Raw genomic sequence first — 24,358 nt, forward strand, 5'->3', positions numbered from 1 at the left:
TTGCCCACGCAAAAACACCTCCGAATTAACACTTTAATTAAGTGTACCATTTCGAAGGTGTTTTATAGTGTCTCATTTATCTAGGTTAGTCTACAAGGAGGACAAGCTTTTTTAATACGTTCCAGTGTTTTCCTGCCCGTGAATTAATGAGGCAGGAACGCAAGCTGATAAAAGAATAGCACTGCAAATAAATAAACGAGCGGATGAACTTCACGCCATTTTCCTTTTACTACTTTCATTAATGGATAAGCGATAAATCCAAGTGCAATTCCTGTAGCGATGCTTGATGTCAGCGGCATGCTTAAAATGATTAGGAATGCAGGGAATGCTTCGTCCAGCTCATTCCATCGAATGTGGGAGATGCTTCCCATCATTAGGCTTCCGACGATAATCAGGGCAGGTGCCGTGATGGCTGCAAGTCCTGATACAGCACCGACCAAAGGGCCGAAGAACGCAGAAAGAAGGAATAAGCCTGCAACAGTTAAAGTAGTTAATCCGGTTCTTCCGCCGGCAGAGACCCCAGTGGAAGATTCAATATAAGCTGAAGTCGGGCTCGTACCAAACATGGCGCCGACAGAAGTAGCAATAGAATCAGATAATAACGCTTCACGAGCTCTAGGCATCGTTTTGCCTTTCATTAATCCTGCCTGCTGGGCAACTCCAATCATCGTTCCAGTTGTATCAAAAATAGTAACAAGCAGAAATGAGAAAACAACTGCATACAAACTATGCTGGATCACATCCCCAATAGCTTCAAACGGATTTAAAATAATGATTCCATCCGGAAGAGTTGGGAGTGATACAAAGCCCTGGTCAAAAGAAAGATGCCCGGTAAAATAGGCAACCACGCCAGTAATGATCATTCCGAAAAATAGAGCCCCATTAATGCCAAGCGTCATCAATATCAAGGTAGCTGCAAGTCCGACGAGCGCAAGGATTGCTTGAGGAGAATGCAGGTCGCCAAGCGCCACAAGATTAGTTGGGTGGCTTGTAATCAGCCCGGTTAAACGCAAGCCGATAAATGCTATAAATAATCCGATCCCGGCTGTAATTCCGTGCTTTAAATTATCTGGAATCGCGATTATTAATTTCTCCCGGAAAGGAGTAAGAGACAAGATAATGAAGATAATACCTGCAATAAAGACGGCGGAGAACGCTGTCATATAATCAATATTTCCATGCGTGCCTACTACTGAGTAGGCAAAGTAAGCGTTCAGGCCCATTCCTGGTGCGATGGCAATCGGATAATTGGCGAATAAAGCCATCCAAAGAGTACCCACAACTGTTGCAATAATGGTCGCTGAAAAAACCTGTTCAAATGGAACGCCGGCATCAGATAATATGACAGGATTTACAACCACGATATAAACCATTGTTAAGAAGGTTGTAATTCCCGCAAGAACCTCGGTTTTCACATTCGTTTGATTTTCTTGTAATTTGAACATATAAAGTCCCCCATAAAGTATTGCTTCTTTGGCATGCAAGTGGAAAACACGAACATTTAAAAAACACAACTTATATATTATTCGTTTTTATATTATATTTCAAGTGCTTATTTTTATTATACTTATATAACGCTGGTATCATTCTTAAATAATGGCTCTATTCGCATAGATTGTTGTTTTTCAGCTTACATATTGTCCGTTGATTTACGCTCCGGACACTTACTTTCCGCGGGGAGGAATGGGAGCCTCCAGAGGCGTAGCGAAATCAACAGGCAAATTTAAAAAGAGCTGAGAAGCAGACATATTGTTTCTCGGCTCTTTTGCAAATAAAGGAAACTTTAAAAGGAAAGAAGCGTCTAATTAAAGGAAACTAAAACTATAGACGGGGTGATAGGATGATTAAAGCAGTTATATTTGATTTTGACGGCACGATCGTTGATACAGAGTCTTTATGGTTTGAGGTGTTTAAAGATGTTCTTTCTAAAGACTACGGGTTTGAGCTCAAGCTGGAGGAGTTCGCGAAATGCATTGGCACCACGGATGATATCCTTTTTGATTATATTGACTGCACGCATGGAATTTCCATCAACCGCAATGCGGTAAAGGAGAAAACAGAACAAGTTTTTCATAGTCAAAGAGATATATTGACTTTAAGAGAAGGGGTTCAGGAGCTTATAGAGAAGTTTGCTGAACAAGGCCTTAAGCTGGGAGTAGCGTCTAGTTCAGGCAGAGAGTGGGTTCTTCATTATCTAAAGGAGTTTGGGATTGAAAGTCATTTTCAGATCATCAAAACAAAAGAAGATGTTGAAAAGGTAAAACCGGATCCTGCACTGTACATAAAGGCACTCGAGGAAATGGGTGTAAAGCCTGAAGAAGCTATCGCTATTGAAGACTCGGCCAATGGATCGATCGCCGCAATAATGGCGGGAATGCACTGTGCAGCTGTGCCAAATGATGTTACAGACTTCCTTACTTTTCATGAGAAAGTATTGCGATATAAAGCCTTCTCCGAGATCCCTTTTGAGGAGCTGGTGAAATAAAAAAGAAGGCAGGGTTTCTGCTGCCTTCAACCTGTTGACAAAGGATCGCTGTCTTTGTCAACAGCCTCTTGCGGTGCTCAAAGCCCTGCTCTGGCACTCTGCTCCCGTCGTGCATTGCACCATGAATGACAAGCGCTATCAAAAGCAGTCTGAGGGTAGGTGCTTGATTTGAACTCATCCGAGCAGGTCATCTTCCCTATATCCTTTTTACAGAAATGGCATTCCGCATTTTGTGGAGTGCTTTTTTGCCTTCTTCTTTCCTTGCCATCATGACGTTTACATAAAGGGCGTCAATAATGCTTAGCTGGGCAATCCGGGAAGAAAGAGCTTCCGAGCGGTAATCTGTTTCCTCAGCCACTGTATAAAGCGAGATATCCACCTTTTGGCTGAGCGGTGATTTGGCAAAGTTCGTTATGGCGATAGTCTTCACTTTATTTTCCTTTGCGACATTTAGCACCTGGATGACATCTTTTGTTGTTCCAGAGTGTGAAATAAAGACAGCAACATCATCCTCATTTAGCTGCGAGGCGGACATTAATTGCATATGAGAATCGCTGTTCGCCAACACGGTAATTCCGGTCCTGATAAATTTGTGGTAAGCATCCATAGCGATGATGCTTGATCCGCCACTCCCGAAAAATTCAACTTTATTGGCATTTAAAATCATATCCACAGCCTCCTCAAAGGCTCCCCCACCCAGTATCTGCAGGGTGTCCTCCAGAGTTTTGATGTTGGAGCGGAATACCTTTTCAGAGACAGTCAGCACTTCATCGTCTTCATTAATGGTTTCATGGATGTCCTTAATGGGAGTTACGATTTCAGATGCCAATGCTATTTTAAGAGCTTGATAGCCTTTAAAGCCAATTCGCTTGCAAAAACGAAACACTGTTGAGTCAGCAATGCCAAGATCATCTGCAAGCTGGTTAATCGAACTGTGGACTATTTTCTCAGGGTGTTCGAGAATATAATCCGCAATTTTCTTTTCTTTATCACTAAATTTTGCATAATGGGTTTTAATTCGGGCAAAACAATAAAGGTTGTCATGAACCATATAGGCAGCTCCCTAGAATAAATTTTATAATGAAATAATTTTCGCTATTTGTAAAAAGTCATTAAGGCGACGGTTGGAGTTCTTTAGGTAAAACGCTTTCTAAATTCTAATTCTATTATAAAAGAAAAATATTTTTTTGAAAACGATTGCAAACAGAAAAAAATTTTGTATAATTAAATCACAAATGAAAAAAATTTTCTTCATCCAGGAGGCTTTTATGCAAGTAGGAATGATTGGTCTTGGAAAGATGGGATACAACTTATCTCTGAATCTGAAAGATCATGGACATGAAGTAGTAGCTTTTGATAAAGACAGCAGTTTAAGCGAAAAAATATCCGCTGAAGGAATTCAGGGAGTTTCATCAGTTAAAGAATTGGTCAGCAGTCTTTCAAAGCCGCGTGTGTTATGGCTGATGATACCAGCAGGCGATATTACAGAGGCAGTTATTGAGGAGACATCTGCTCTGCTTGAAGAAGGGGATATCCTGATTGACGGAGGAAACTCCAATTATAAGGAAACATTGCGCAGGGCGGAAATGCTGCAGGCAAAAGGAATTTATTTCTTTGACTGCGGAACCAGCGGCGGCATGGAAGGCGCCCGCAACGGTGCATGCACCATGATTGGCGGAGATGCAGAAGTATTCAAAACGATTGAGCCGATCTTTAAGGATATAACAGTTGAAAGCGGCTACTTGTATGCCGGCAGAGCAGGAAGCGGCCATTTTCTAAAAATGGTACATAACGGAATCGAGTATGGCATGATGCAGGCCATTGCTGAAGGTTTTGAAATCCTTGAAAAAAGTCCGTTTGAATATGATTATAAAAAAGTCGCCAAAGTTTGGAATAACGGTTCTGTCATTCGTTCTTGGCTGATGGAATTGACCGAGAATGCTTTTTCCAAGGATGCAAAGCTTGATGGTCTTAAAGGTGTGATGCACTCATCAGGCGAAGGCAAATGGACAGTTGAAACGGCGCTGGATCTTCAAACTGCCGCTCCGGTGATCGCGATGTCCCTAATGATGCGTTACCGTTCATTGGAAGAGGATACATTCTCAGGTAAAGTAGTCGCTGCTCTAAGAAATGAATTTGGCGGGCATGCAGTAGAAAAGAAATAAATTTCAAGGGAACTGGAAGACCTGTCTAAAAAGAGGCTGGTTTTCCAGGGTTCTGCTAAATAAAGATTTTACTCTCTATTTTTTATACAAAATGAAAACGCTTCAACGATATAAGGGGGAAATGAAATGTCAGGCTCAATGTTGATTTTAGTGGCTATGGCTGGTATCTTTACACTATTATTCCTAGTTATGAAAACAAAGCTTCATGCTTTTGTAGCTTTGCTGCTTGTCAGTTTGCTAGTTGGTATTGCCGCAGGAATGCCACTGGGTGATGTTATTCAGTCAGTCCAGAACGGGATGGGTGGAACTCTAGGGTTCGTAGCGGTTGTCGTTGGTCTTGGTGCTATGTTTGGGCGTATGCTTGAGGTATCAGGCGGTGCTGAACGGCTTGCACAGACAATGATTAAAAAATTCGGTGAAGATAAAGCGCAATGGGCGCTTGGTATTACGGGTTTTATCGTAGCAATTCCAGTATTCTTTGATGTTGGTTTCATTATACTGGTACCAATCGTTTATGGGTTGGCTAAGAAAACAGGGAAATCATTGCTTTACTATGGTATTCCACTATTGGCTGGTTTGGCTGTTACACACAGCTTCATCCCGCCGACTCCAGGACCGATTGCAGTTGCAGATTTAATTGGTGCGGATCTTGGCTGGGTTATCTTATTTGGTGTTATTGCCGGTATTCCTTCTATGATTATTGCAGGTCCTTTATTTGGAAGATATATCGCGAAGAAAATTCATGTAACTGTTCCTGAATACATGCAAATTGAAGAAAAAGAGTATGATAAAGAGCTTCCAAGCTTTGGACTTATTGCGAGCATTATCTTTATTCCGCTTGTTCTTATTCTAGTAAACACAGTATCTGGCGTTCTATTGGAAGAAGGCAATGCGCTTAGATCATTCTTTACATTTATGGGACATCCTTTTGTTGCTTTGACGATTGCTACATTATTGGCGTTCTATAGCCTTGGAACTAAACGCGGCTACTCCCGCCAGGAAGTACAAGATATTGCAACAAAGTCTTTAGAGCCAGCTGGTATCATTATTCTTGTGACAGGTGCCGGCGGTGTGTTCAAGCAGGTACTTATTGATTCAGGTGTTGGACAGGTATTGGGAGATATGATGGCTGCTTCTGCACTGCCTCCAATTTTACTGGCATTTTTAATTGCAACTTTCGTTCGTGTTGCACAAGGTTCAGCGACAGTAGCGATGGTTACAGCTGCAGGCCTGATTGCACCGCTCATTGAAATGATGGGACTCGAAGGACCAGTACTTGGCCTAATTGTTATCTCAATTGCTGCCGGTGCAACGATCTTCTCACACGTAAATGACTCAGGTTTCTGGCTTGTTAACCGTTACTTTGGCCTTGATGTAAAAGATACGCTAAAATCATGGACGGTAATGGAAACATTAATTGCTTTAGTTGGATTTGCGACAGTATTTATACTTGGCTTCTTTATTGCCTAAAATATAATGTTGAGAAGGAAGGGGCGACTTTATAGAGCCGCTTCCTTCTTCTATTGTAAATGAAGATTGTTACTAAAACTTACAGTTGTCTAGCTTTTCTATATGAAAGGAGATTATTGATCATGGCTGCGACTAAATATGTTATAGGTACGGATATCGGTACAACAAGCACAAAGTCGGTTTTATTTGATCATAAAGGGCAGGTCCTTGGAAAATTTACAATCGGGTATCCTTTACATACACCCAATCCTTCTACGGCCGAACAGGAACCGGATGAGATCTTTCAGGCTGTCCTTGGAACCATTAAAGGGTGTATGAAGCAGGCTAATGTCAGCCCGGAGGAAGTTGCTTGCGTGTCCTTCAGTTCAGCAATGCACAGCGTTATTGCTGTTGACTCAGAAGGCCAGCCTTTGACTAACAGCATCACTTGGGCTGATAACCGCAGTGCAAAATGGGCAGACAAGATTAAACAGGAAATGAATGGCCACGAAATTTACTTAAGGACCGGGACCCCGATCCATCCAATGTCGCCTCTTTCTAAGCTTGTTTGGCTGAAAAATGAACAGCAGGATCTTTTCCAGCGTGCTTATAAATTTATTTCCATTAAAGAGTATGTTTTTTACAAGTTGTTTGGTGAGTATATTGTTGATTATTCAATTGCATCGGCAACAGGAATGTTCAATTTGGAAAAGCTCGATTGGGATGAAGGAGCTTTAAAAGTTGCGGGGATATCAGCTGAAAAACTTTCAAAGCCTGTTCCCACTACCTTTTCTGTAAAAGGAATGAAGGAAGAATACAGCAGGCTCTTGGGGTTGGATAAGGATACTCCATTTATTGCAGGTGCCAGTGACGGCGTTCTTTCCAACCTGGGAGTTAATGCGATAGACCCTGGGGTTGTTGCAGTCACTATTGGAACAAGCGGTGCGATCCGTGCTGTGACTGATAAGCCGGTAACCGATCCGAAAGGCAGGATTTTCTGTTATGCCCTTACAGAAAAGCACTGGGTAATTGGCGGGCCGGTAAATAATGGAGGTATGCTTTTCCGCTGGGTGCGCGATGAATTTGCTGCTTCGGAAGTTGAAACAGCCAAGCGGCTCGGAATCGATCCTTATGATGTCCTTACTAAAATTGCTTCAGGCGTTGCACCTGGCTCTGACGGCCTAATTTTCCATCCGTATATGACAGGTGAGCGTGCACCTTTATGGAATGCCAATGCAAGAGGATCTTTCTTCGGTCTAAGCCTTCACCATAAAAAAGAGCATATGATCCGCTCCGTGCTTGAAGGGGTTATTTATAATTTATATACCGTTTTGCTTGCTTTGGAGGAGCTTACAGGCGAACCAAAGAGAATCCAGGCAACTGGCGGTTTTGCGAGGTCAGAGCTATGGCGCCAGATGATGGCTGATATTTTCAACCAGGAAGTTGTAGTTCCGGAAAGCTATGAAAGTTCCTGCCTTGGGGCGGCTATACTTGGTTTATATGCGTTAGGTGAAATTGAAGACCTGAATATCGTCTCGGACATGGTTGGTGCAACTTACAGCCATCAGCCAAAAGAAGAGAGTGCGAAAGTTTATCGGGAGCTAATGCCGATTTATATCCGATTATCCCGTCTGTTTGAAAATGAATATAAAAGCATTGCTGATTTTCAAAGAAAATATCTGGGATAAAAGAATGGAGCCTGCTGTTTAGCGCGGCTCCTTTTTGTGTCTTTAGCCTTTCAGCCGCCCGACAAAATCGTTAAGCTGATCCAGTGAGGTCAGATTTTCATTGCATTTTTGGCTGTCCTGGCAGATGTAATTGCCTCTTTTTGTATATGTGCCCAATTGAGATCCTTTCGTTTCGGACAGAAACATGCCAATCTCTTCAAATTTATTGCAGATAGCACAGATTCCTTTTTTGCTGATAGGCTTAAAAGTTCCATGCAGACCTGACAATTTATCATTTTGCAGGCTGATTATATACTTTCTGTTGGTGCCTTTATCATTCCAGCCCAAATAGCTGATTTCCCGGAAATTGATATCTTCGAGTGCGGGCATTTTTAATTTTTTCGTCTTAGGGAACAGCTTTTTGATGGATTGGTCCGTTAAATTTTTAAAAGGAATTACATATCCTTTTATTTCGGCTAGGAATGCCTCGGCCTGCTCTCTTTCTTTTATCTCAATGATGGGGTCAAGAAGCCGTTTTTGGTCTTCGGTTAGTTCTTCAAAAAGGCTAAAAACCTTTTCTGCAGAAAGAGATTTCAGTGCATTCAGCACCACTGTATCATTTACAGACGCATGGCCGTTAATTAAAACCCGTACCTGTGACTTAATAAAATTGTATTGATCATTTCTTATGAAAGGTTCCAATATCATCACTCCTATACATACAGCACCCAACATATCTATTTCACTTTAAAAGATTTGCCTGATATTGTAAATGTATTAAACAATTAGGAAATGAACTCGGCACATGTAAAAAGCACTGAACAACATCGGTCAGTGCTTTCATAGCTTTATTTTTTGGCTCTGTTAATCTTGCCTGTTGATTTCCGTTCAAGAAGCGCGCTTTCCCGTGGCGGTCCAGGAGCCTCCTCGGTGCAAGCGCCTGCGGGGTCTCCCTTTGACATGCTCCTCGAGCAGGACTTTGAATGAGCATCCTCGAATAAGCACCGCACGAAGGAAATACGAATGCATTTTTCGAGGATCTCGCACCTTCCGCTCCAATCAACACGGTGCTAATATCAACAATGACTTTGACAAAGCCTAATTTTTATAAACAATCTTCTTGATCGTTTCACTGGAAAGGTAATATTCCTCTGCTAATTGGCTGATTGTTTTGCCGTTCTTGAAAGCGTGTTTAATGGACAGGTTTCTCTCATCCAAAGCTTTTCTCGCCCCGGAGAGGGAACCCCATTTACGGTGGGCCTTTTCGGGCTTTGGAATATAGATAGCCTCACCCTGGACATATTTTTGGATTTCCGCGATCAGGTTTTCAGGTAAAACGGCATTTGCCTTTACATAACTCATTTCTGCCAGCTCCTTATTATTTTTGTATCTAAAAATCAATAAGGTGCAAAGCCGATATCAGAAATGATAGCTTGATGGGCGATATTGTTTAAAAAATTACCACCTCATGCAAAGTATCGCCAGTAATATCAGGCTTTGCATGAGACGCTACAGTATCAGGCAATGCAATCACAATTGCCATCTCCATCACCTCCTAAAAAGCAGATTTTCCTACATTATAAAATAAACTTTATACCAATGTATATCACAGTTGAAATTCGACAAAATTCGGGTGGTACCAGGTACCAATAATTATCCTGCTTGCTCAATGCAGACTTTTCTGATAATATATTTTTCTGCCCACGCGTACGCTCATATGTATTTCTCCATTGCGGCTGAAAAAATTTGGGAAGGAGAAACATATGCCATTTGAACATGAGCACCCCGATTTTCAACAGGAGATTCAGCGGCTGGAATTCACGAAACGTTATATTGATGTGGTGATTAAGACATCAGAATCCAGCAAAGACAAGTTTCAGGAGAACATGAAAGAAGCTTTCGAAGACATTGATTGGCTTGAATCCAGTTTGAGTTATTCTTCATTATTAACGAATGCCCGCTTTTTTGAAATGTCCAGGGATGAATTAATGCAATTGAAAAATGCCAGAAAAAAGCCTTATTTTGCAAGGATTGATTTTCTCCGGGAAGACCTTAATGAAAAAGAAATCTTATACATAGGAAAAACCTCTTTATATTCCCGTGAAAATCAAGAGCAGATTATTGTTGACTGGCGGTCTCCGATTGCCAATCTATACTATGAAGGCAGGCTTGGAGAGGTTCAGTATGATTCGTATGAAGAAAGCTTTCATGGTCACCTTTCATTAAAGCGCCAATTTATGATTGAAGACGGGGTTCTTGATGAAATCCGTGATATTGATTTAACCACAACAGATGAATTGCTTCAGGAATCACTGTCAAAAAGCTCAAGCAACCGCCTCACAGAAATTATCTCGACGATTCAGGAAGAGCAGAACAAAATTATCCGCGCTGATTTAAATAAGCCGATCATTGTGCAGGGAGCAGCGGGAAGCGGAAAAACGACGATTGCTCTGCACAGGATAAGCTACTTCATTTATCAGTACAAAGAAAATTTTGCCCCCGAGCAGCTTATGATTCTCGCACCCAGCAGGCTCTTTATCGATTATATTTCAGAAGCACTCCCGGAACTTGGTGTAGAAAGAGTCCGCCAGACAACCTATCAGGAATATGTACAGGCTTGCCTGGGGGAGAAACTCACGATGGCTGAGGATAACAAATTAGTGAGGCTTCTTGAAAGTAATGACACCCAAGAAACACAGCTTGCTGCCTGGGCCTCGTCTATTAAAGGATCGCCTGTCTTTCAAGTCGTACTCAGCAATTACTTAAAGGAAATTTATAAGAGTTTTTACCCTAAAGAGGATTTTACCGTTGATAAGTTCCGACTGTTCAGCCATAAAAAATTCATCCAGCTTTTTAAGGATGATTATCAGTATCTCCCCCTTTATAGAAGGCTGGATAAGCTAAAAGCAGTAATTCAAAATGACCTGGCAAAGAAAAAGAAGAACATCATAAAAAAAATTGAAGCCTATTATGATGAACGGATTGAACGGGCTCTCTACAGTGGGAAAGATCCGGAAAAAAGAAGGCAATATGTTTCAGTGGCCCTTGATAAAAAAGCAGACAGGCTCGAAGAAATAAAGAAGAGCATAAGAACGGCTGTGCCAACATATATGAAGCAATTTACGAAAAAAAGCCTGTTCCGATATTATAAGGAGCTATTTGCGGATGCGGACCGCCTATCAAAAATGTCTGGAGGGAAGTTATCGGAAGAAGATGCAGGCTTGCTTTGTGAGTACAATCAGAAATTATTCAAGAAAAAGGTTTATGAGAGAGAAGACCTTGCTTTAATGCTATATTTACAGGAAAACCTTTTTGGCATCCCTAAAGATCTCCGGGCAAAAAATATAGTTATCGATGAAGCGCAGGACTATAGCTTTATGGAGCTTCTTTCTCTAAAAAAAGCGCTGGATACTGATATGTTTACACTTGTCGGGGATCTGGCACAGGGAATTCACTCATACAGGGGACTAACAAGCTGGGAGCAAGTACTTGATTATATTTTTCCCCGCGCAACCTATACCGAACTCCAGAAAAGCTATCGTACGACAGTTGAAATTATGGAAAAAGCAAATGAATTGTTAAAGTTGCTTCCCTATTCATTTCCGGAAGTCGAACCAGTTGTCCGCCATGGGAAAAGCCCTGAGTTTATAAAAAGAAAAGATGGTCAAGATCTTGTAAAGCAGCTTGAAAACCAGGTAACTTCCTTAAAAGAAGAAGATTATAAAACATTTGCGGTGATCGGAAAAACGATGAAGGATTGCAAGCTCCTTCACTCCCTTTTTGAGAAACATGGAGAGCTGCCTTTTAAGCTGCTGCAGGAGCAGGAAAGCATTCCGAAGGATGAAATCGTTATCGTGCCCTCTTATTTGGCCAAAGGGCTGGAATTTGATGCGGTCATGGTTCTGTCGATTGAAGAGAAATTCTCGAGAGAATCTGAGCTGGATATAAAACTTCTTTATGTTGCTATGACACGGCCGCTTCACCGATTGTATTTTTATGGGATGGAAGAGGACAATTTCATATTAGGCTAATTATCTAAAATAGCGGCTGCCCCATTAGAGGAGCCGCTGTTTTTTTTGGTTGAAAAAAGAATTTAAAAAATATAAAAAAAGTTCGCTGTCCTTTGTTTAGGACATTTTTTCATCGGGAAGAACATCCATACAGAATAAGAAATGGCAATAAGATGCAGAAGGAAAACGAGGATTAGAAATGCTGCGAATAAATAATCCCGGCATCTGCCGTTTATATAGATAGGCGATTGCTTCCCTCAGGCAATCGCTTTATTATTTTCCATAAGTCTTAATATTAGGTCGCCTGTTTAAGCAAATGCTAAAATAAAGGGATAAAGCAGTAAAGGAGTTGATCACGATTATGAAGGATATCTACAGTACTTTAACTTTGCATAACGGAGTGGAGCTGCCCCAATTTGGCCTGGGTGTTTATAAAGTGGAGGAAGGTCAGCAGGTTGAAGAGACCGTAAAGAAGGCAATTAATCTAGGATACAGGCTGATTGATACTGCCGCTTTTTACGAAAATGAAGAAGGGGTAGGAAAAGCAATAAAGGAAAGCGGTGTGCCGAGGGAAGAGCTTTTTATTACGACAAAGGTGTGGAATACGGAGCAGGGTTATGAACAGACACTTGCTGCGTTTGAAAAAAGCATAAAGAAGCTGAATTTGGAATACATAGATTTATACTTGATCCATTGGCCTGTTAAAGGAAAATACCTTGATACATGGAGAGCCCTAGAAGAGCTATACAAGACCGGAAAAGTAAAAGCGATTGGCGTAAGCAATTTTCAAATCCATCATTTAAAGGATATTATGGAAAACTCATCTGAAAAGCCTGTAGTCAATCAAGTTGAGCTTCATCCGCGGTTATCGCAGGAGGAACTGAGGGCTTTTTGTGATGAACACAATATTAAAGTAGAAGCATGGTCTCCGATTGCCAGAGGAAGAGTCTTGGACGATTCTGTGATTCAGGAAATTGCGCACACACACGGCAAGTCCGCCGCCCAGATCATCCTAAGATGGCATCTCCAGAACAGCATTATCATTATTCCAAAATCAGTTCATGAGGAAAGGCTGAAGGAAAACGCTGATATTTTCGATTTTGAGTTAAACTCGGATGAGATGAATCAATTGAATCAATTAAATGTAAACGAAAGATATGGGCCGGATCCGGATACCTTTTGATCTGCGCAATCACCGTCAGCTAAGCATCCTTAGGGGTGCTTTTTTTTTATTAGGCGGCAATGCGGTAAATAGATTTTAAAAAAATGGTTTTAGAAATAGAATGATGGGTAATTTAATTGTACAAGCAGATAAGATCACCAAAAGCTGCGCAGCTACTGAATGAAAATCTTAATCTGAACAGAAACTAATTTTAAAAACTAACAAGGAGTGATTTTAAATGTTGAGCTTTTTATGGGCATTAATTATAGGTGGTATCATTGGTTGGTTAGCAGGTATGATCGTTGGGAGAGATATTCCAGGCGGAATTATCGGTAACATTATCGCAGGTTTCATTGGTGCTTGGTTAGGTTCATTAATTCTTGGTGATTGGGGTCCTGTCGTAGCGGACTTCGCTATTATTCCTGCTTTAATTGGTGCTATCCTGCTTGTGTTCATCGTAAGCTTTGTAATGAGAGCTATGCGCAAATCTCATGACTAATAGTAACTAAATGAAAAAAGTCCCCTGTATGGGGGCTTCTTTTTTTTTCTAAAATGATTTTCAAGGAAAAGGAAAAGTTTTAGGCTTTGGGAAATCGGATTAGAAATTCCACAAAAAAACTGACTCGATTGCGACTTGGCTACATTCAAAGTCAGTTCTTTTGAGGAATTTGTCATTGAAGTACCCTTATGAAGGATATTTCCCTGATTCCATAACTGAAATTTGTCCTTCAACATCCTTGTGAAGGACATCTCGTTAATCAACAAACTGAAATTTATCCTTTAATACCTTTTTGAAGGACGTCTCATCCACTTTCTGTATAAACCATCCATCAAAAAGCGTAAGGATCAACCCCTTTAAAAATCTCGGGATGATCAAGAAAAGGCGCACGGCACACAATTGTTTCGCCGGAAAAAGGATGGGGAATTTCAAGCTTAACGGCATGAAGCGCCTGACGGGGAAAGACGGGTTTCCCTCCATATAATAAATCCCCTGCAAGCGGGTAGCCCAGATGGCTTAAATGGACACGGATTTGATGTGTTCTTCCAGTATCCAGCCGGCACTTAATAAGGGAAAGATTTTGTCTCAAATACGTATCTATTAATTCAAAGTGAGTCACTGCAGGCTGCCCTTTAGGAGAAATTCTTCTTCTGGTAGGATGGTGCCTGTCACGGCCAATTGATTCACGGATCGTTCCTTTTTTCTGCTGAAGCTTGCCTTGTGCCAATGCCAAGTATGTACGCTTAATTGCTCTTTCTTCAAGCTTTTTATCCATGATAGCACCCGCCAAGGAGTGTTTTGCAAATAGAACAGCTCCAGTCGTATCCCGGTCCAAGCGATGGACATGTTTAATGCTTCTATTTTCTCCCTGCATTTGCAGATGAAAGGCTGCCGCATTGGCAAGTGTATTGTTTTGCCCAGGGGAATTAGGATGTGTGTCCATGCCCGCAGGCTTATTCAAGACCAGCAAATGGTCATCCTCATATAAAACATCAACATCCATGTAAGAAGGAATGACTCCAAAATCTTCTTCCTGAAAAATATGCAATCTTAATTTATCGCCGGTATGTAAAAGCTTTGTCCAGGTTGCTGGTTCATCGTTGATCAAAACCCGCTTTTCCATTCTCATAGTATGTGTTTGCTTCTTAGGTGCTGACCAGAGGGTGCGAAAAATAAAGTCCACTGTGTAACCTTCCCAATCGGGAGGAACCAACATTTCACACCATTCACCAAACCTTTGTATTTTTACCATAAATTACTCCTTACCCTTATTGAATAATCATGCTTTTTTATCATATAAATTAATTACAATAATATATTAGCCCTTTAAGCTTACTGTTAAAAGGATAAAGAACAGAAAAATATTATTGTAATAATCAAAAACCTACTTCCGTTTTGCTATAAATGAGAGTAATATAGAACTTTAGAACTATTTCCGCAGAAATGATTGTATGCCAACTATTTCCGCAGGAGGAAAATTTGTCAACAAATACCTTATCCATGGGTATAATTACCACCCTAAAGGGCTTTCAGAATATGATATTCTTAAGTATATATTACGAACTGATTACAAGGATTACAAAGGTGGGTTATCAGTGAAGGTTGTATTTGCATCAACTCCTGATCAGGAACAAAAAATAATGGAGCTAATTGAAAAATTCTATTCAAATGTGTTTCCTCTTTATTTCACAGATGATGACATTAGAGAATTTGAGCAGCAGAAGATCTTACATACTTCTACAAGGCACTTTGAATACTTTGGGACATTAAAGGAGGCTTACCAGGTTATTGTAGGACTGCAAACGCTAATGGCTATTTTGGAATCTCCCCAGCAGGAAGATAAATATGAAGCTATTTTCGTAAAAAATGTGCAAATTCTTAAAGAATTCGGCCTATCTTTTCCATTTGACTACAGTCATTTTTGCGGTGAGAGATTGCCGAGGAATGATTTATTCAGTGTCTACGCCAAAGCCGCAAATGAAATATTGGTTTAAAAAAAACGCCTGCAGCCGCAGGCGTTTTTCTTATCTAACGGAAATGCTGGTCAGTACTTCCGGTTTTACTTTGTATTTTCATTAAACCACTGTTCAAATACCGCTTTTTCCTGATAGCCTGTAATCCTCTTTACTTCTTTGCCGTGTTTGTATTGTACGATTGTCGGAGTTTCCGTAATTCCATAATCGTCCCAGCCGTCTTCAAACTCAAGCAGATTGAATTGGACAAGATCGATATCCATATCTTCTGCAAGCGGAGCCACTACAGGGGTTGTCCTCTGGCAGTGCGGGCATGTAGGGCTATGGAAATAGACTGTCACATCTTCCTTGTTATTCAATTTTTCCTCAAGCTCCCCTGGGAGTATAATATTTTGGTAGTTAGGGTCATCAAGCTGTGCGATCGTTTCAGGATGAAGGGTATCTTTGGCATATGGGTTATCCTCTGAAACCTTTTCTTCATTTTGCATTTTGGTTAGAATTCCTACAGCTGCGAATAATGCAATGATCACAGCGAGAAAAATAATGACTTTTTTCATTTTATGCCTCCTCCTTTGAGTTCTTCCAGACAAGATAACTGCAAATAAAAATAATAATGAAAGCGATTAAAGCCAAAAATGGAATCGAAATAAATCCAAACCAGTTAATGTATTGGCCTGTACATGGAACTCTCCCGCATGTTGCAGCATGTTCTGCCATAAAGGATATTTTTTGAATGGAATAATGGTAGATGGAAGTACCTGCTCCAACTGCCGATAAAACCATCGTATAAAGGCTGATCCGATAATCCTTCTTTATTACAGCCAATCCAAGTATAACAGCTAAAGGATACATCATAATTCTTTGATACCAGCAAAGCTCGCAAGGCTCATACTCCCTAATTTCCGAAAAATATAGGCTGCCGAACATTGCCAGTATAGATACTGCCCAAGCAGTAAACAGCAAATTCTCCCGCCTGTCTTTTTGTTTTTTCTCCATATTGATCTCCTTAAGTTATATGTACTCTAAAAATTATAAAGCTATTTGCCATGTCTTGTAAATCAACTTGCGCAGACCTTATTTAGAAATTGCTAAAATCATTCACATAGGATAATTCAATGGATTTCATCGAAAAAAATAGAATTTAAGAAGATATCAATCGCCTGTGTAGAAATATATATGAAGGAAAATACGTAAGATAAGAGGTGAGCAAGTGGCAAAGCATGCTTTAATTATTGGCGGGACTGGGATGCTAACACATGTGGCTGAATGGTTATCCGGGGAAGGTTATAAAGTCAGTGTTGCAGGAAGAACGTTTGAAAAGTTCACAGCAGCTTTCGGTTCCAAGCAGGAAGCTGAACGGAATATTGCTTTTATACAAACAGATTACTTCAATACTGTTGCATTTTCTGGCCGAATTCAAGAAGCCATAAGGGAACGGGGCTCAGTTAATCTTTGCATCTGCTGGATGCGAAGTGATGCAGAGGAAAGCTTTGAATGGCTGAAATCCTGGCTTGCCAAATCGGATAATCCTGTTCAGCTTTACGAGGTAAAAGGAAGCCATGCTTCAAGAGAAGGATTCAAATCAGAACCAATCAATAACCTGAAATGGAATCGTGTCATCCTTGGCATTAGGATGGAAAAGGGGCGATCCAGATGGCTTACGGACAAAGAAATTTCAGAGGGCGTTATGAATGCTGTAAAAAAGGGAAAGGAACTGTATATCACTGGAGATGTTGAACCTTGGGATCAGCGTCCGGGATAATTTATTTATTACTTACCAAAAGGAGTGCACCATCATTGACAAAGCTAGATTTGACGAAATTTGAGAAAAAAATGATTATCCGGAATACCCGGCATACAGATATTGATCATATCATTGCCCTTCAGGAGGTTTGCTTTCCTGGAATGGACCCATGGAAACGAGAGCATTTGGAAAGCCATCTTGAGATTTTTCCGGAGGGCCAGTTTGTGGCAGAATATGATGGAGAAATCATTGGCTCCTGTTCGAGCCTGATTATTAACTTTGATGAATATGATGATCGCCATTCCTGGGATGATGTGACAGATAAAGGGTACATAACCAACCATAACCCGGAAGGCTATAACCTATATGGAATAGAGGTAATGGTGCATCCGGATTACAGAAGAATGAAAATCGGCCATCGCCTTTACGAGGAAAGGAAAGAACTTGTAAGGGCACTGAATTTAAAAAGCATTATAATCGGCGGGCGTATACCGAACTATCATAAATATGCCAATGAAATGAGTCCAAGGGAATATGTAAACGAAGTATCTCTCCATAAAATTTATGATCCTGTTTTATCCTTTCAGCTGCTAAATGGATTCACCTTGATGAGAATTAATCCAAACTATTTGCCTGATGATGTGCAATCAAATAAATATGCTACTTTGATGGAATGGAATAATGTTGACTACCGGCCAATGTCGAAACGTTTTTATAAAACGAGCTATCCTGTCCGTATTTGTGTGGTGCAGTACTTGATGAGGCAGATTAATTCCTTTGATGAATTTGCCCACCAGGTAGAATATTTCACTGATGTTGCTTCAGATGCCGGATCGGATTTTGCGGTATTTCCGGAGATTTTCACTACCCAGCTCATGTCCTTTTTGGATGAGCGTTCGCCGAGCCTGGCAGTCCGTAAGCTGACTGAGTATACAGAGGAATATATCGAGTTATTTACGGATTTGGCTGTCAGGTATAATATTAATATTATCGGAGGCTCGCACTTCGTAAAAGAGGACGATGACGAGATTTATAACATTGCTTATCTTTTCCGCCGCGATGGAACAATCGAAAAGCAATACAAGCTCCATATTACTCCAAACGAGCGCAAATGGTGGGGGATAAGCCGCGGTGACGAAGTGAAGGTATTCGACACCGATTGCGGAAAAATAGCCATTCAAATTTGTTATGATATTGAATTTCCAGAGCTTGCTAGAATTGCGACAGATAAAGGAGCAAAAATCATTTTTACGCCTTTCTGTACAGAAGACCGCCAAGGCTACTTACGGGTCCGATACTGTGCCCAGGCACGAGCAGTTGAAAATCAGATTTACACGGTTATATCCGGGACTGTCGGCAATTTGCCGCAAACGGAAAACATGGATATTCAGTATGCCCAGTCAGGGATTTTTGCTCCATCAGACTTTGAATTTGCAAGAGATGGTGTAGTAGGTGAAACCAATCCCAATATTGAAATGGTGCTGATTGGGGATGTTGATCTCGAAATTCTAAGGCGCCAAAGGCAGGATGGCACTGTCCGCCAATTAAAGGACCGCCGCCATGATATTTACAGCATTAAATATAAAAAGTAACATAGAAGAGAAGCAGCAAAAGCACGGGACTTTAGCTGCTTTTCTTATCTCTTAAAGAACTATCCTAAAATCAATACATACATACTGTAAAGCGTGAAATTTGTCAAAATAACACGGATGTTTTTGAGAGGAAAATCAATTTTTAAATCGAAAAGGGTTATAGAAGGCAGAAATGGGAGGTCAAACGATGGAATGGAAAACAGCTGCAGAAAGATGGATTAATCATGAAAATTTGGACATCGAATTACTAAAACAGCTGCAAAGCCTGCAGGGAGATGAAAAACTCCTAGAAGAGGCATTTTATAAAGGGCTGGAATTCGGTACAGGCGGTATGCGCGGCGAAATTGGGCCGGGAACAAACCGCATGAATTTATATACGGTCCGGAAAGCATCTGCGGGACTGGCCGCGTACATAGAAGAAAATGGTTTGGAAGCAAAGAACAGGGGAGTAGCGATCGCATATGATTCCCGCCATATGTCTCCAGAGTTCGCCATGGAGGCAGCGAAAACCCTTGCTTCAAGGGGCATTCAGACATATGTGTTTGAAGAATTGCGCCCTACTCCGGAACTATCATTTGCAGTTCGATATTTGCATGCCTACGCGGGTATTGTCATTACAGCGAGCCATAATCCACCTGAATATAATGGGTATAAGGTATATGGATCCGACGGTGCACAGCTTCCGCCTGCAGAAGCGGATGTCGTCATCAGCAAAGTAAATGAAATTGAAAATGAACTAATGATCGAAGTAATGGATGAGGAAGCGCTGAAGGAAAAAGGGCTAATCACCATGATTGGCAAAACGGTTGACCGAGCTTATCAGCAGCAGCTCCTCACAATATCTGAGAACCCTTCGATTGGTGTTGAAACGGATTTAAAAATAGTCTTTACGCCGCTTCACGGAACTGCCAACAAGCCTGTAAGAGAGGCTTTAACAGCATTAAATTATAAAAATGTCCAAGTTGTGAAAGAACAGGAGCTTCCGGATCCGGAATTTTCAACAGTTAAAAGCCCTAATCCTGAGGAAAAGTCAGCATTTGAACTCGCTATGAGGGATGGGAAAGAAACCGATGCGGATATTTTAATTGCAACAGACCCTGATGCAGACCGCCTTGGCATTGCTGCCAAAAACAAAGATGGAGAATATGTTCTTTTGACAGGGAATCAGACAGGTGCTCTGCTGCTGCACTATATTTTATCGCAGAAAAAGGAAAAGAGTACTCTTCCTGCCAATGGCATCATGCTTAAAACCATAGTTACTTCTGAATTTGGCCGCAGAGTTGCCTCATCTTTTGGAGTTGAAACCATTGATGTTCTGACTGGTTTTAAATTTATTGCCGAGAAAATCAAGGAATATGAAGAGTCAGGTGACTATACTTTCCTGTTTGGATATGAAGAAAGCTACGGCTATCTAATCGGTGACTTTGCCAGAGATAAGGATGCGGTTCAGGCAGCACTGCTCGCAACCGAGATGGCGGCTTTTTATAAAAAGAAAGGCATGTCGCTTTATGATGCACTTCTCAATCTTTTTGAAGAGTATGGATATTTCCTTGAAGGACTGCGCTCACTCACCTTAAAAGGGATTGAAGGAGCAGAACAGATTCAGCAGACTCTTGCTTCCTTCCGTGCCAACCCGGTTAAAGAGCTAGGAAGCAAGAAGGTTCAGTCTGTAGAAGATTATTTAACAGGAATCAGGATGGAAACCGGCGGTGTTGAAAAAAATATTGATCTGCCAAAATCAAATGTCATTAAGTATTTCTTCGAAGATGGTACATGGGTCTGCCTAAGGCCGTCAGGAACAGAGCCGAAGATTAAATTTTATTTTGGCATTAACGCTTCTTCTTTGGATGAAAGCAAACAAAAGCTGCAATCCGTTGAAAAAGCGTTTATGGAAATCGTAGAAGAAAGAATGGGCAATTCATCACTTACAAAGTAATTAGTTAACAAAAACATTCAGAAATGCATAATGCCGAAAGGAAGATATGATGTTAAAAGGACAAGTAGCAATCGTAACAGGTGCATCAAGAGGAATCGGAAAAGAGATTGCCATCAAGCTGGCCGAGCAGGGAATGAAGCTCGCTGTAATCGGAAGCTCAGAGGATATCCATAAATCTGCTGTTGATATAAAAGGAAAAGGGTTTGCCGATGTGCTGCCGATACAGGCGGATATATCAAATGAAGCCCAAGTAAAGGAAGCTGTCGAAAGAACACTTCAGGAATACAAACAAATTGATCTGCTTGTAAACAATGCAGGTGTAGGCTTCTTTAAACAGGTTGATAAAACCACACTTGAAGAATGGAAAAAAGTCTTCGAAGTCAATGTCCAGGGAGTATTCCTTGGCAGTAAATCGGTTCTGCCTCATATGAAAGAACGGAAATCCGGAACGATTATTACCATTTCTTCAGATGTGGCCCGATATACGATCCCAAATGGATCAGCCTATACTGCAACAAAATATGCTGTTCAAGGCTTTTCGGGTTCTTTGGCTCAGGAGGTAAGGGAATACGGTATCCGTGTCGGGACCATAAACCCTGGCATGGTAGATACGTATTTTGCGGAATCCGAGCAGGGGCTTGAAGAGAAAAAGGATTGGCTGAAGGTTGAGGATATTGCAAATGCCGTAATTTATATGGCTTCTGCGCCTAAGCATATGATGATTGATGAAATCGTTCTTCATCCATTTGTCCAGGACTATCCAATCGCATAACATACTGCACCGCAGAGGCTTCCTCTTCGGTGTTTTATTTTGGCCCTGTTAAAATTGCCTGTTGATTTCCGCTCAAGAAGCTCGTTTTCCGCGGGTGGTCCGACGCTCATAGGTGCATGTCGCCTGTGGGGGTCACCCTTTGACTCGCTTTCCGCAGGACATTGAATCAGCATCCTCGAATAAACAACGCACGAAGAAAATGCGAATGCATTTTCGAGGATCCAGCGCATTCCGTTCCAATCAAAAGGAGCCAAAATTAACAATCTGCTTTAACATAGCCTTTATTTATTGGTGAAGGTACAACTTTAGTCGTAGAATACTTCCTTCCAATTGCCAAGGAAGGGGAGGAAAAAAAGTTATATAATATAAGAACATATTCAATCTGTCAAAAGGGGGATAAGGGTGGTAGGGGAAAAGAGGCAATCTGAAATCAGAATCTTAAAAGAAATCGCAGAACTTTTAAATGAAGGAACCGAAATTGATGCCCTGCTAAAAGAGGTACTTCAAAAGTTGCTTCATATTACCGGCCTTGAAACCGGCTGGGTGTTTCTTATTGATGATCAAGGTGAATTCCGTCTGGCTGCGGAGGAAAAATTGCCCCCGGCTCTTTCGAGGGATAGCTTCAAACCAATGTGCAAAGGCGACTGCTGGTGTATCGACCGGTATAATGACGGCAGATTAAAAAAGGCTTCCAACATTATTGAATGCAAAAGGATAGAAGATGCAATTGCCGAGCAAAGAAATGATACAAACGGGCTTACCCATCATGCTTCCGTTCCGCTTAGAGCGGGTGATGAGAAGTTTGGAATCCTTAATATTGGCTCACCCGATAAAATGCATTTTGAGCCCGAGGAGCTAGCTTTGTTGGAATCCATTGCTTTTCAAATAGGAACAGCTCTAAAAAGAATTAAGCTCACACAGCTTGAGCAGGAAACAGCCCTTGCGGGAGAAAGGAACAGGCTGGCTCGAGATCTTCATGATTCAGTCAATCAGCTCCTATTTTCCTTAAGCTTAACAGCAAGGGGAGGAGCCGAGATGGCTAGGGATCCTGAAGTAAAGGAGACCTTCTCCTATATGCAGGACCTTGCCCAGGAAGCTTTGAGCGAGATGAGGGCGCTAATATGGCAGCTGAAACCGAGGGGGCTTGAAAATGGCATTATCTGTGCCATGCAGGGTTACAGCCAAATGCTGGGCATCAAGCTTACATCAAAAGTTAACGGTGTCATTTCCCTGCCTGGAAAAGTAGAAGAAACACTTTGGCGAATTGGCCAGGAAGCATTGGCTAATTGCAAGAAACATTCAGGCCAGTCAACAGCAGAGGTAACGCTGACAGTGGAAGACGAAAAAGTAATGATGGTGATTTCCGATTGTGGCAGGGGTTTTCATTACAGCTGGAACAACGAAATTCCCTCTCTTGGCCTGAAAAGCATGAAAAACCGCGCTGAAGCATTAAATGGAACTTTTATGTTAGACACAGGACCTGATAACGGAACGAAGATCGAAATTATGATTCCATTTAAAAAGGGAGGGAAATAGATGGCCATTCGGGTCTTAATTGCGGACGATCATCATGTAGTAAGGAGAGGGCTAGTTTTTTTTCTGAAAACACAGCCGGAAATAGAAATTGCCGGCGAGGCAAAAAACGGCCGTGAAGCTGTGGAATTGATTAAAACAAATAAGCCTGATGTCGTATTAATGGATTTGGATATGCCTGAGATGAATGGGATAGAAGCGACACGGGAGATTAAAAAGAAGTATCCCGATGTGAAAATCATGATCCTGACAAGCTTTTCTGATCAAGATCATGTCATCCCGGCTATTGAAGCAGGAGCTTCGGGATATCAGCTTAAAGACATTGAGCCTGATGGCCTTGTTGAGGCTATTATGCAGCTTATGAAAGGGGAGAATCAGCTGCATCCAAAAGCAACGTCCCATTTGCTAACACATTTAACGAACAAAAACAGTACAGAAAGAAAACCGATTGAAGAGCTGACCAAAAGGGAGCTCGAGGTTTTGGGGGAAATTGCTAAAGGAAAAAGCAATAAAGAAATTGCTTCATCTCTTTATATAACTGAAAAAACAGTTAAAACCCATGTCTCCAATCTTCTATCCAAACTGGAGCTGGCAGACAGAACGCAAGCCGCGCTGTACGCAGTTCGGAACGGCCTTGCAGATGGAAATAAATGACCAAGTCTCATCCTAAAGTCTTACAAAGCACTTACTGGATTAGTCCTAATGCAAGCTCGAAAAACTCATCCATACTGATGATGTTAAAAACGCCATGTCTCTATATACTAATAGTAGATAGAAAATTAAAGGAGAGTTTATCATGAAGCTTACTATTATAAACGGCAGCCCAAGACAAAAGGGCAGAACGGGGATTGCCTCACGATATATAGCAAGAAAATATAATGCAGAGCTTATTGATTTAAGCATGGGAGAAATTCCTTTATATAACGGGACCGAGGAACAATATCAGCTTCCTGCGGTTAAAAAGCTGCGCAAGCAGATTGCAGACTCTGACGGAGTCATTTTAGCTTCCCCTGAATATCATAGCGCTATGAGCGGTGCGTTAAAAAATGCACTTGATTTTCTGGGGAGCGAGCAATTTGCCCATAAGCCAGTAGGGTTGCTGGTTGTAGCAGGTGGAGGAAAAGGCGGAATTAATGCACTTAATAATATGAGGATTGCCGGCAGGGGCGTTTATGCCAATGTCATTCCAAAGCAGCTAGTTCTTGATCCCCACTGTTTTGATTATGAAAATGACGGCCTATATGAAGAGCCGGCTAATCTGGTCGAAGGTCTAATACAGGAGCTTCAGGTATATATGAAAGCTTATAAACAAATAAAGCAGGAAATAAACGAATGAAAACAAACACGGATCATAGCGATCCGTGTTTTTAT

General features: G+C 41.3%; 22 protein-coding genes. 15 read left to right on the forward strand and 7 right to left on the reverse strand.

Annotated elements, in window-relative coordinates; genetic code table 11:
* Positions 1-143: 143 nt before the first annotated feature.
* Positions 144-1,445: an NCS2 family permease gene (locus tag IQ19_RS15360; RefSeq protein ID WP_144543263.1), complete on the reverse strand. Its 1,302-nt coding sequence runs from the start codon at positions 1,443-1,445 to the stop codon at positions 144-146.
* A gap of 395 nt (positions 1,446-1,840) precedes the next feature.
* On the opposite strand from IQ19_RS15360, the gene IQ19_RS15365 reads away from it, so the two are divergent.
* Positions 1,841-2,485, forward strand: coding sequence for an HAD family hydrolase (locus IQ19_RS15365; protein ID WP_144543264.1), 645 nt, complete (start codon positions 1,841-1,843; stop codon positions 2,483-2,485).
* A gap of 196 nt (positions 2,486-2,681) precedes the next feature.
* Here the strand turns inward: IQ19_RS15365 and IQ19_RS15370 are convergent, their stop codons facing one another.
* Positions 2,682-3,536 (reverse strand): MurR/RpiR family transcriptional regulator, encoded by an 855-nt coding sequence (locus IQ19_RS15370; RefSeq protein WP_144543265.1) that lies wholly within the window; start codon positions 3,534-3,536, stop codon positions 2,682-2,684.
* 217 nt (positions 3,537-3,753) lie between these two features.
* Here IQ19_RS15370 and gnd point away from each other — a divergent pair, with 217 nt between their 5' ends.
* The 3 genes from gnd to gntK all read left to right on the forward strand — a co-directional run bounded on the left by gnd (position 3,754) and on the right by gntK (position 7,787).
* Entirely contained in the window at positions 3,754-4,650 is an 897-nt protein-coding gene (gnd, locus tag IQ19_RS15375) for a phosphogluconate dehydrogenase (NAD(+)-dependent, decarboxylating) (RefSeq protein WP_144543266.1), read from the forward strand.
* A 126-nt stretch (positions 4,651-4,776) separates the two neighbouring features.
* Complete coding sequence (locus tag IQ19_RS15380; protein WP_144543267.1) at positions 4,777-6,120, forward strand: GntP family permease; 1,344 nt, start codon at positions 4,777-4,779, stop codon at positions 6,118-6,120.
* Between the two features lie 122 nt (positions 6,121-6,242).
* Positions 6,243-7,787, forward strand: a complete 1,545-nt coding sequence (gene gntK, locus IQ19_RS15385) for a gluconokinase (RefSeq protein ID WP_144543268.1) — start codon at positions 6,243-6,245, stop codon at positions 7,785-7,787.
* 42 nt (positions 7,788-7,829) lie between these two features.
* Here the strand turns inward: gntK and IQ19_RS15390 are convergent, their stop codons facing one another.
* Positions 7,830-8,468, reverse strand: a complete 639-nt coding sequence (locus IQ19_RS15390) for a FusB/FusC family EF-G-binding protein (RefSeq protein ID WP_144543269.1) — start codon at positions 8,466-8,468, stop codon at positions 7,830-7,832.
* 396 nt (positions 8,469-8,864) lie between these two features.
* Entirely contained in the window at positions 8,865-9,128 is a 264-nt protein-coding gene (locus IQ19_RS15395; RefSeq protein WP_144543270.1) for a CD3324 family protein, read from the reverse strand.
* A 401-nt stretch (positions 9,129-9,529) separates the two neighbouring features.
* Here IQ19_RS15395 and helD point away from each other — a divergent pair, with 401 nt between their 5' ends.
* From helD to IQ19_RS15410, 3 genes are all read left to right on the forward strand, one after another.
* The gene (gene helD / locus IQ19_RS15400) at positions 9,530-11,797 is read left to right on the forward strand and encodes an RNA polymerase recycling motor HelD (protein WP_144543271.1); all 2,268 of its coding nucleotides are present in this window, start codon (positions 9,530-9,532) and stop codon (positions 11,795-11,797) included.
* A 340-nt stretch (positions 11,798-12,137) separates the two neighbouring features.
* Positions 12,138-12,959: an aldo/keto reductase gene (locus IQ19_RS15405; RefSeq protein WP_144543272.1), complete on the forward strand. Its 822-nt coding sequence runs from the start codon at positions 12,138-12,140 to the stop codon at positions 12,957-12,959.
* Between the two features lie 217 nt (positions 12,960-13,176).
* Positions 13,177-13,437, forward strand: coding sequence for a GlsB/YeaQ/YmgE family stress response membrane protein (locus IQ19_RS15410; protein WP_144543273.1), 261 nt, complete (start codon positions 13,177-13,179; stop codon positions 13,435-13,437).
* A gap of 331 nt (positions 13,438-13,768) precedes the next feature.
* On the opposite strand, the gene IQ19_RS15415 is transcribed toward IQ19_RS15410, so the two are convergent.
* Positions 13,769-14,689: an RluA family pseudouridine synthase gene (locus IQ19_RS15415; protein WP_144543274.1), complete on the reverse strand. Its 921-nt coding sequence runs from the start codon at positions 14,687-14,689 to the stop codon at positions 13,769-13,771.
* 343 nt (positions 14,690-15,032) lie between these two features.
* Here IQ19_RS15415 and IQ19_RS15420 point away from each other — a divergent pair, with 343 nt between their 5' ends.
* A complete protein-coding gene (locus IQ19_RS15420; RefSeq protein ID WP_144543275.1) occupies positions 15,033-15,431 on the forward strand; it encodes a YhcU family protein in 399 nt (132 codons plus the stop codon).
* Positions 15,432-15,496: 65 nt separating this feature from the next.
* On the opposite strand, the gene IQ19_RS15425 is transcribed toward IQ19_RS15420, so the two are convergent.
* Together IQ19_RS15425 and IQ19_RS15430 are read right to left on the reverse strand one after the other, a co-directional pair.
* Positions 15,497-15,967: a thioredoxin family protein gene (locus tag IQ19_RS15425; RefSeq protein WP_144543276.1), complete on the reverse strand. Its 471-nt coding sequence runs from the start codon at positions 15,965-15,967 to the stop codon at positions 15,497-15,499.
* Position 15,968: 1 nt separating this feature from the next.
* The gene (locus tag IQ19_RS15430) at positions 15,969-16,406 is read right to left on the reverse strand and encodes a disulfide oxidoreductase (RefSeq protein ID WP_144543277.1); all 438 of its coding nucleotides are present in this window, start codon (positions 16,404-16,406) and stop codon (positions 15,969-15,971) included.
* Between the two features lie 214 nt (positions 16,407-16,620).
* Between IQ19_RS15430 and IQ19_RS15435 the strand changes: the two genes are divergently transcribed.
* The 7 genes from IQ19_RS15435 (at position 16,621) to IQ19_RS15465 (ending at position 24,323) form a co-directional block, all read left to right on the forward strand.
* Positions 16,621-17,172, forward strand: a complete 552-nt coding sequence (locus IQ19_RS15435; protein WP_144543278.1) for a Rossmann-fold NAD(P)-binding domain-containing protein — start codon at positions 16,621-16,623, stop codon at positions 17,170-17,172.
* A 71-nt stretch (positions 17,173-17,243) separates the two neighbouring features.
* Entirely contained in the window at positions 17,244-18,746 is a 1,503-nt protein-coding gene (locus IQ19_RS15440; RefSeq protein ID WP_110065590.1) for a bifunctional GNAT family N-acetyltransferase/carbon-nitrogen hydrolase family protein, read from the forward strand.
* Positions 18,747-18,933: 187 nt separating this feature from the next.
* Entirely contained in the window at positions 18,934-20,682 is a 1,749-nt protein-coding gene (locus tag IQ19_RS15445; protein WP_144543279.1) for a phospho-sugar mutase, read from the forward strand.
* Between the two features lie 49 nt (positions 20,683-20,731).
* Entirely contained in the window at positions 20,732-21,454 is a 723-nt protein-coding gene (locus IQ19_RS15450) for an SDR family oxidoreductase (protein WP_144543280.1), read from the forward strand.
* Positions 21,455-21,856: 402 nt separating this feature from the next.
* A complete protein-coding gene (locus tag IQ19_RS15455; RefSeq protein WP_144543281.1) occupies positions 21,857-22,990 on the forward strand; it encodes a GAF domain-containing sensor histidine kinase in 1,134 nt (377 codons plus the stop codon).
* Entirely contained in the window at positions 22,991-23,641 is a 651-nt protein-coding gene (locus IQ19_RS15460) for a response regulator (protein WP_144543282.1), read from the forward strand.
* 142 nt (positions 23,642-23,783) lie between these two features.
* Positions 23,784-24,323 (forward strand): NADPH-dependent FMN reductase, encoded by a 540-nt coding sequence (locus tag IQ19_RS15465; protein ID WP_144543283.1) that lies wholly within the window; start codon positions 23,784-23,786, stop codon positions 24,321-24,323.
* The last annotated feature ends 35 nt before the right edge of the window (positions 24,324-24,358 follow it).

The organism is Cytobacillus oceanisediminis, from assembly GCF_007830235.1.
GTDB lineage: Bacteria > Bacillota > Bacilli > Bacillales > Cytobacillaceae > Cytobacillus > Cytobacillus oceanisediminis.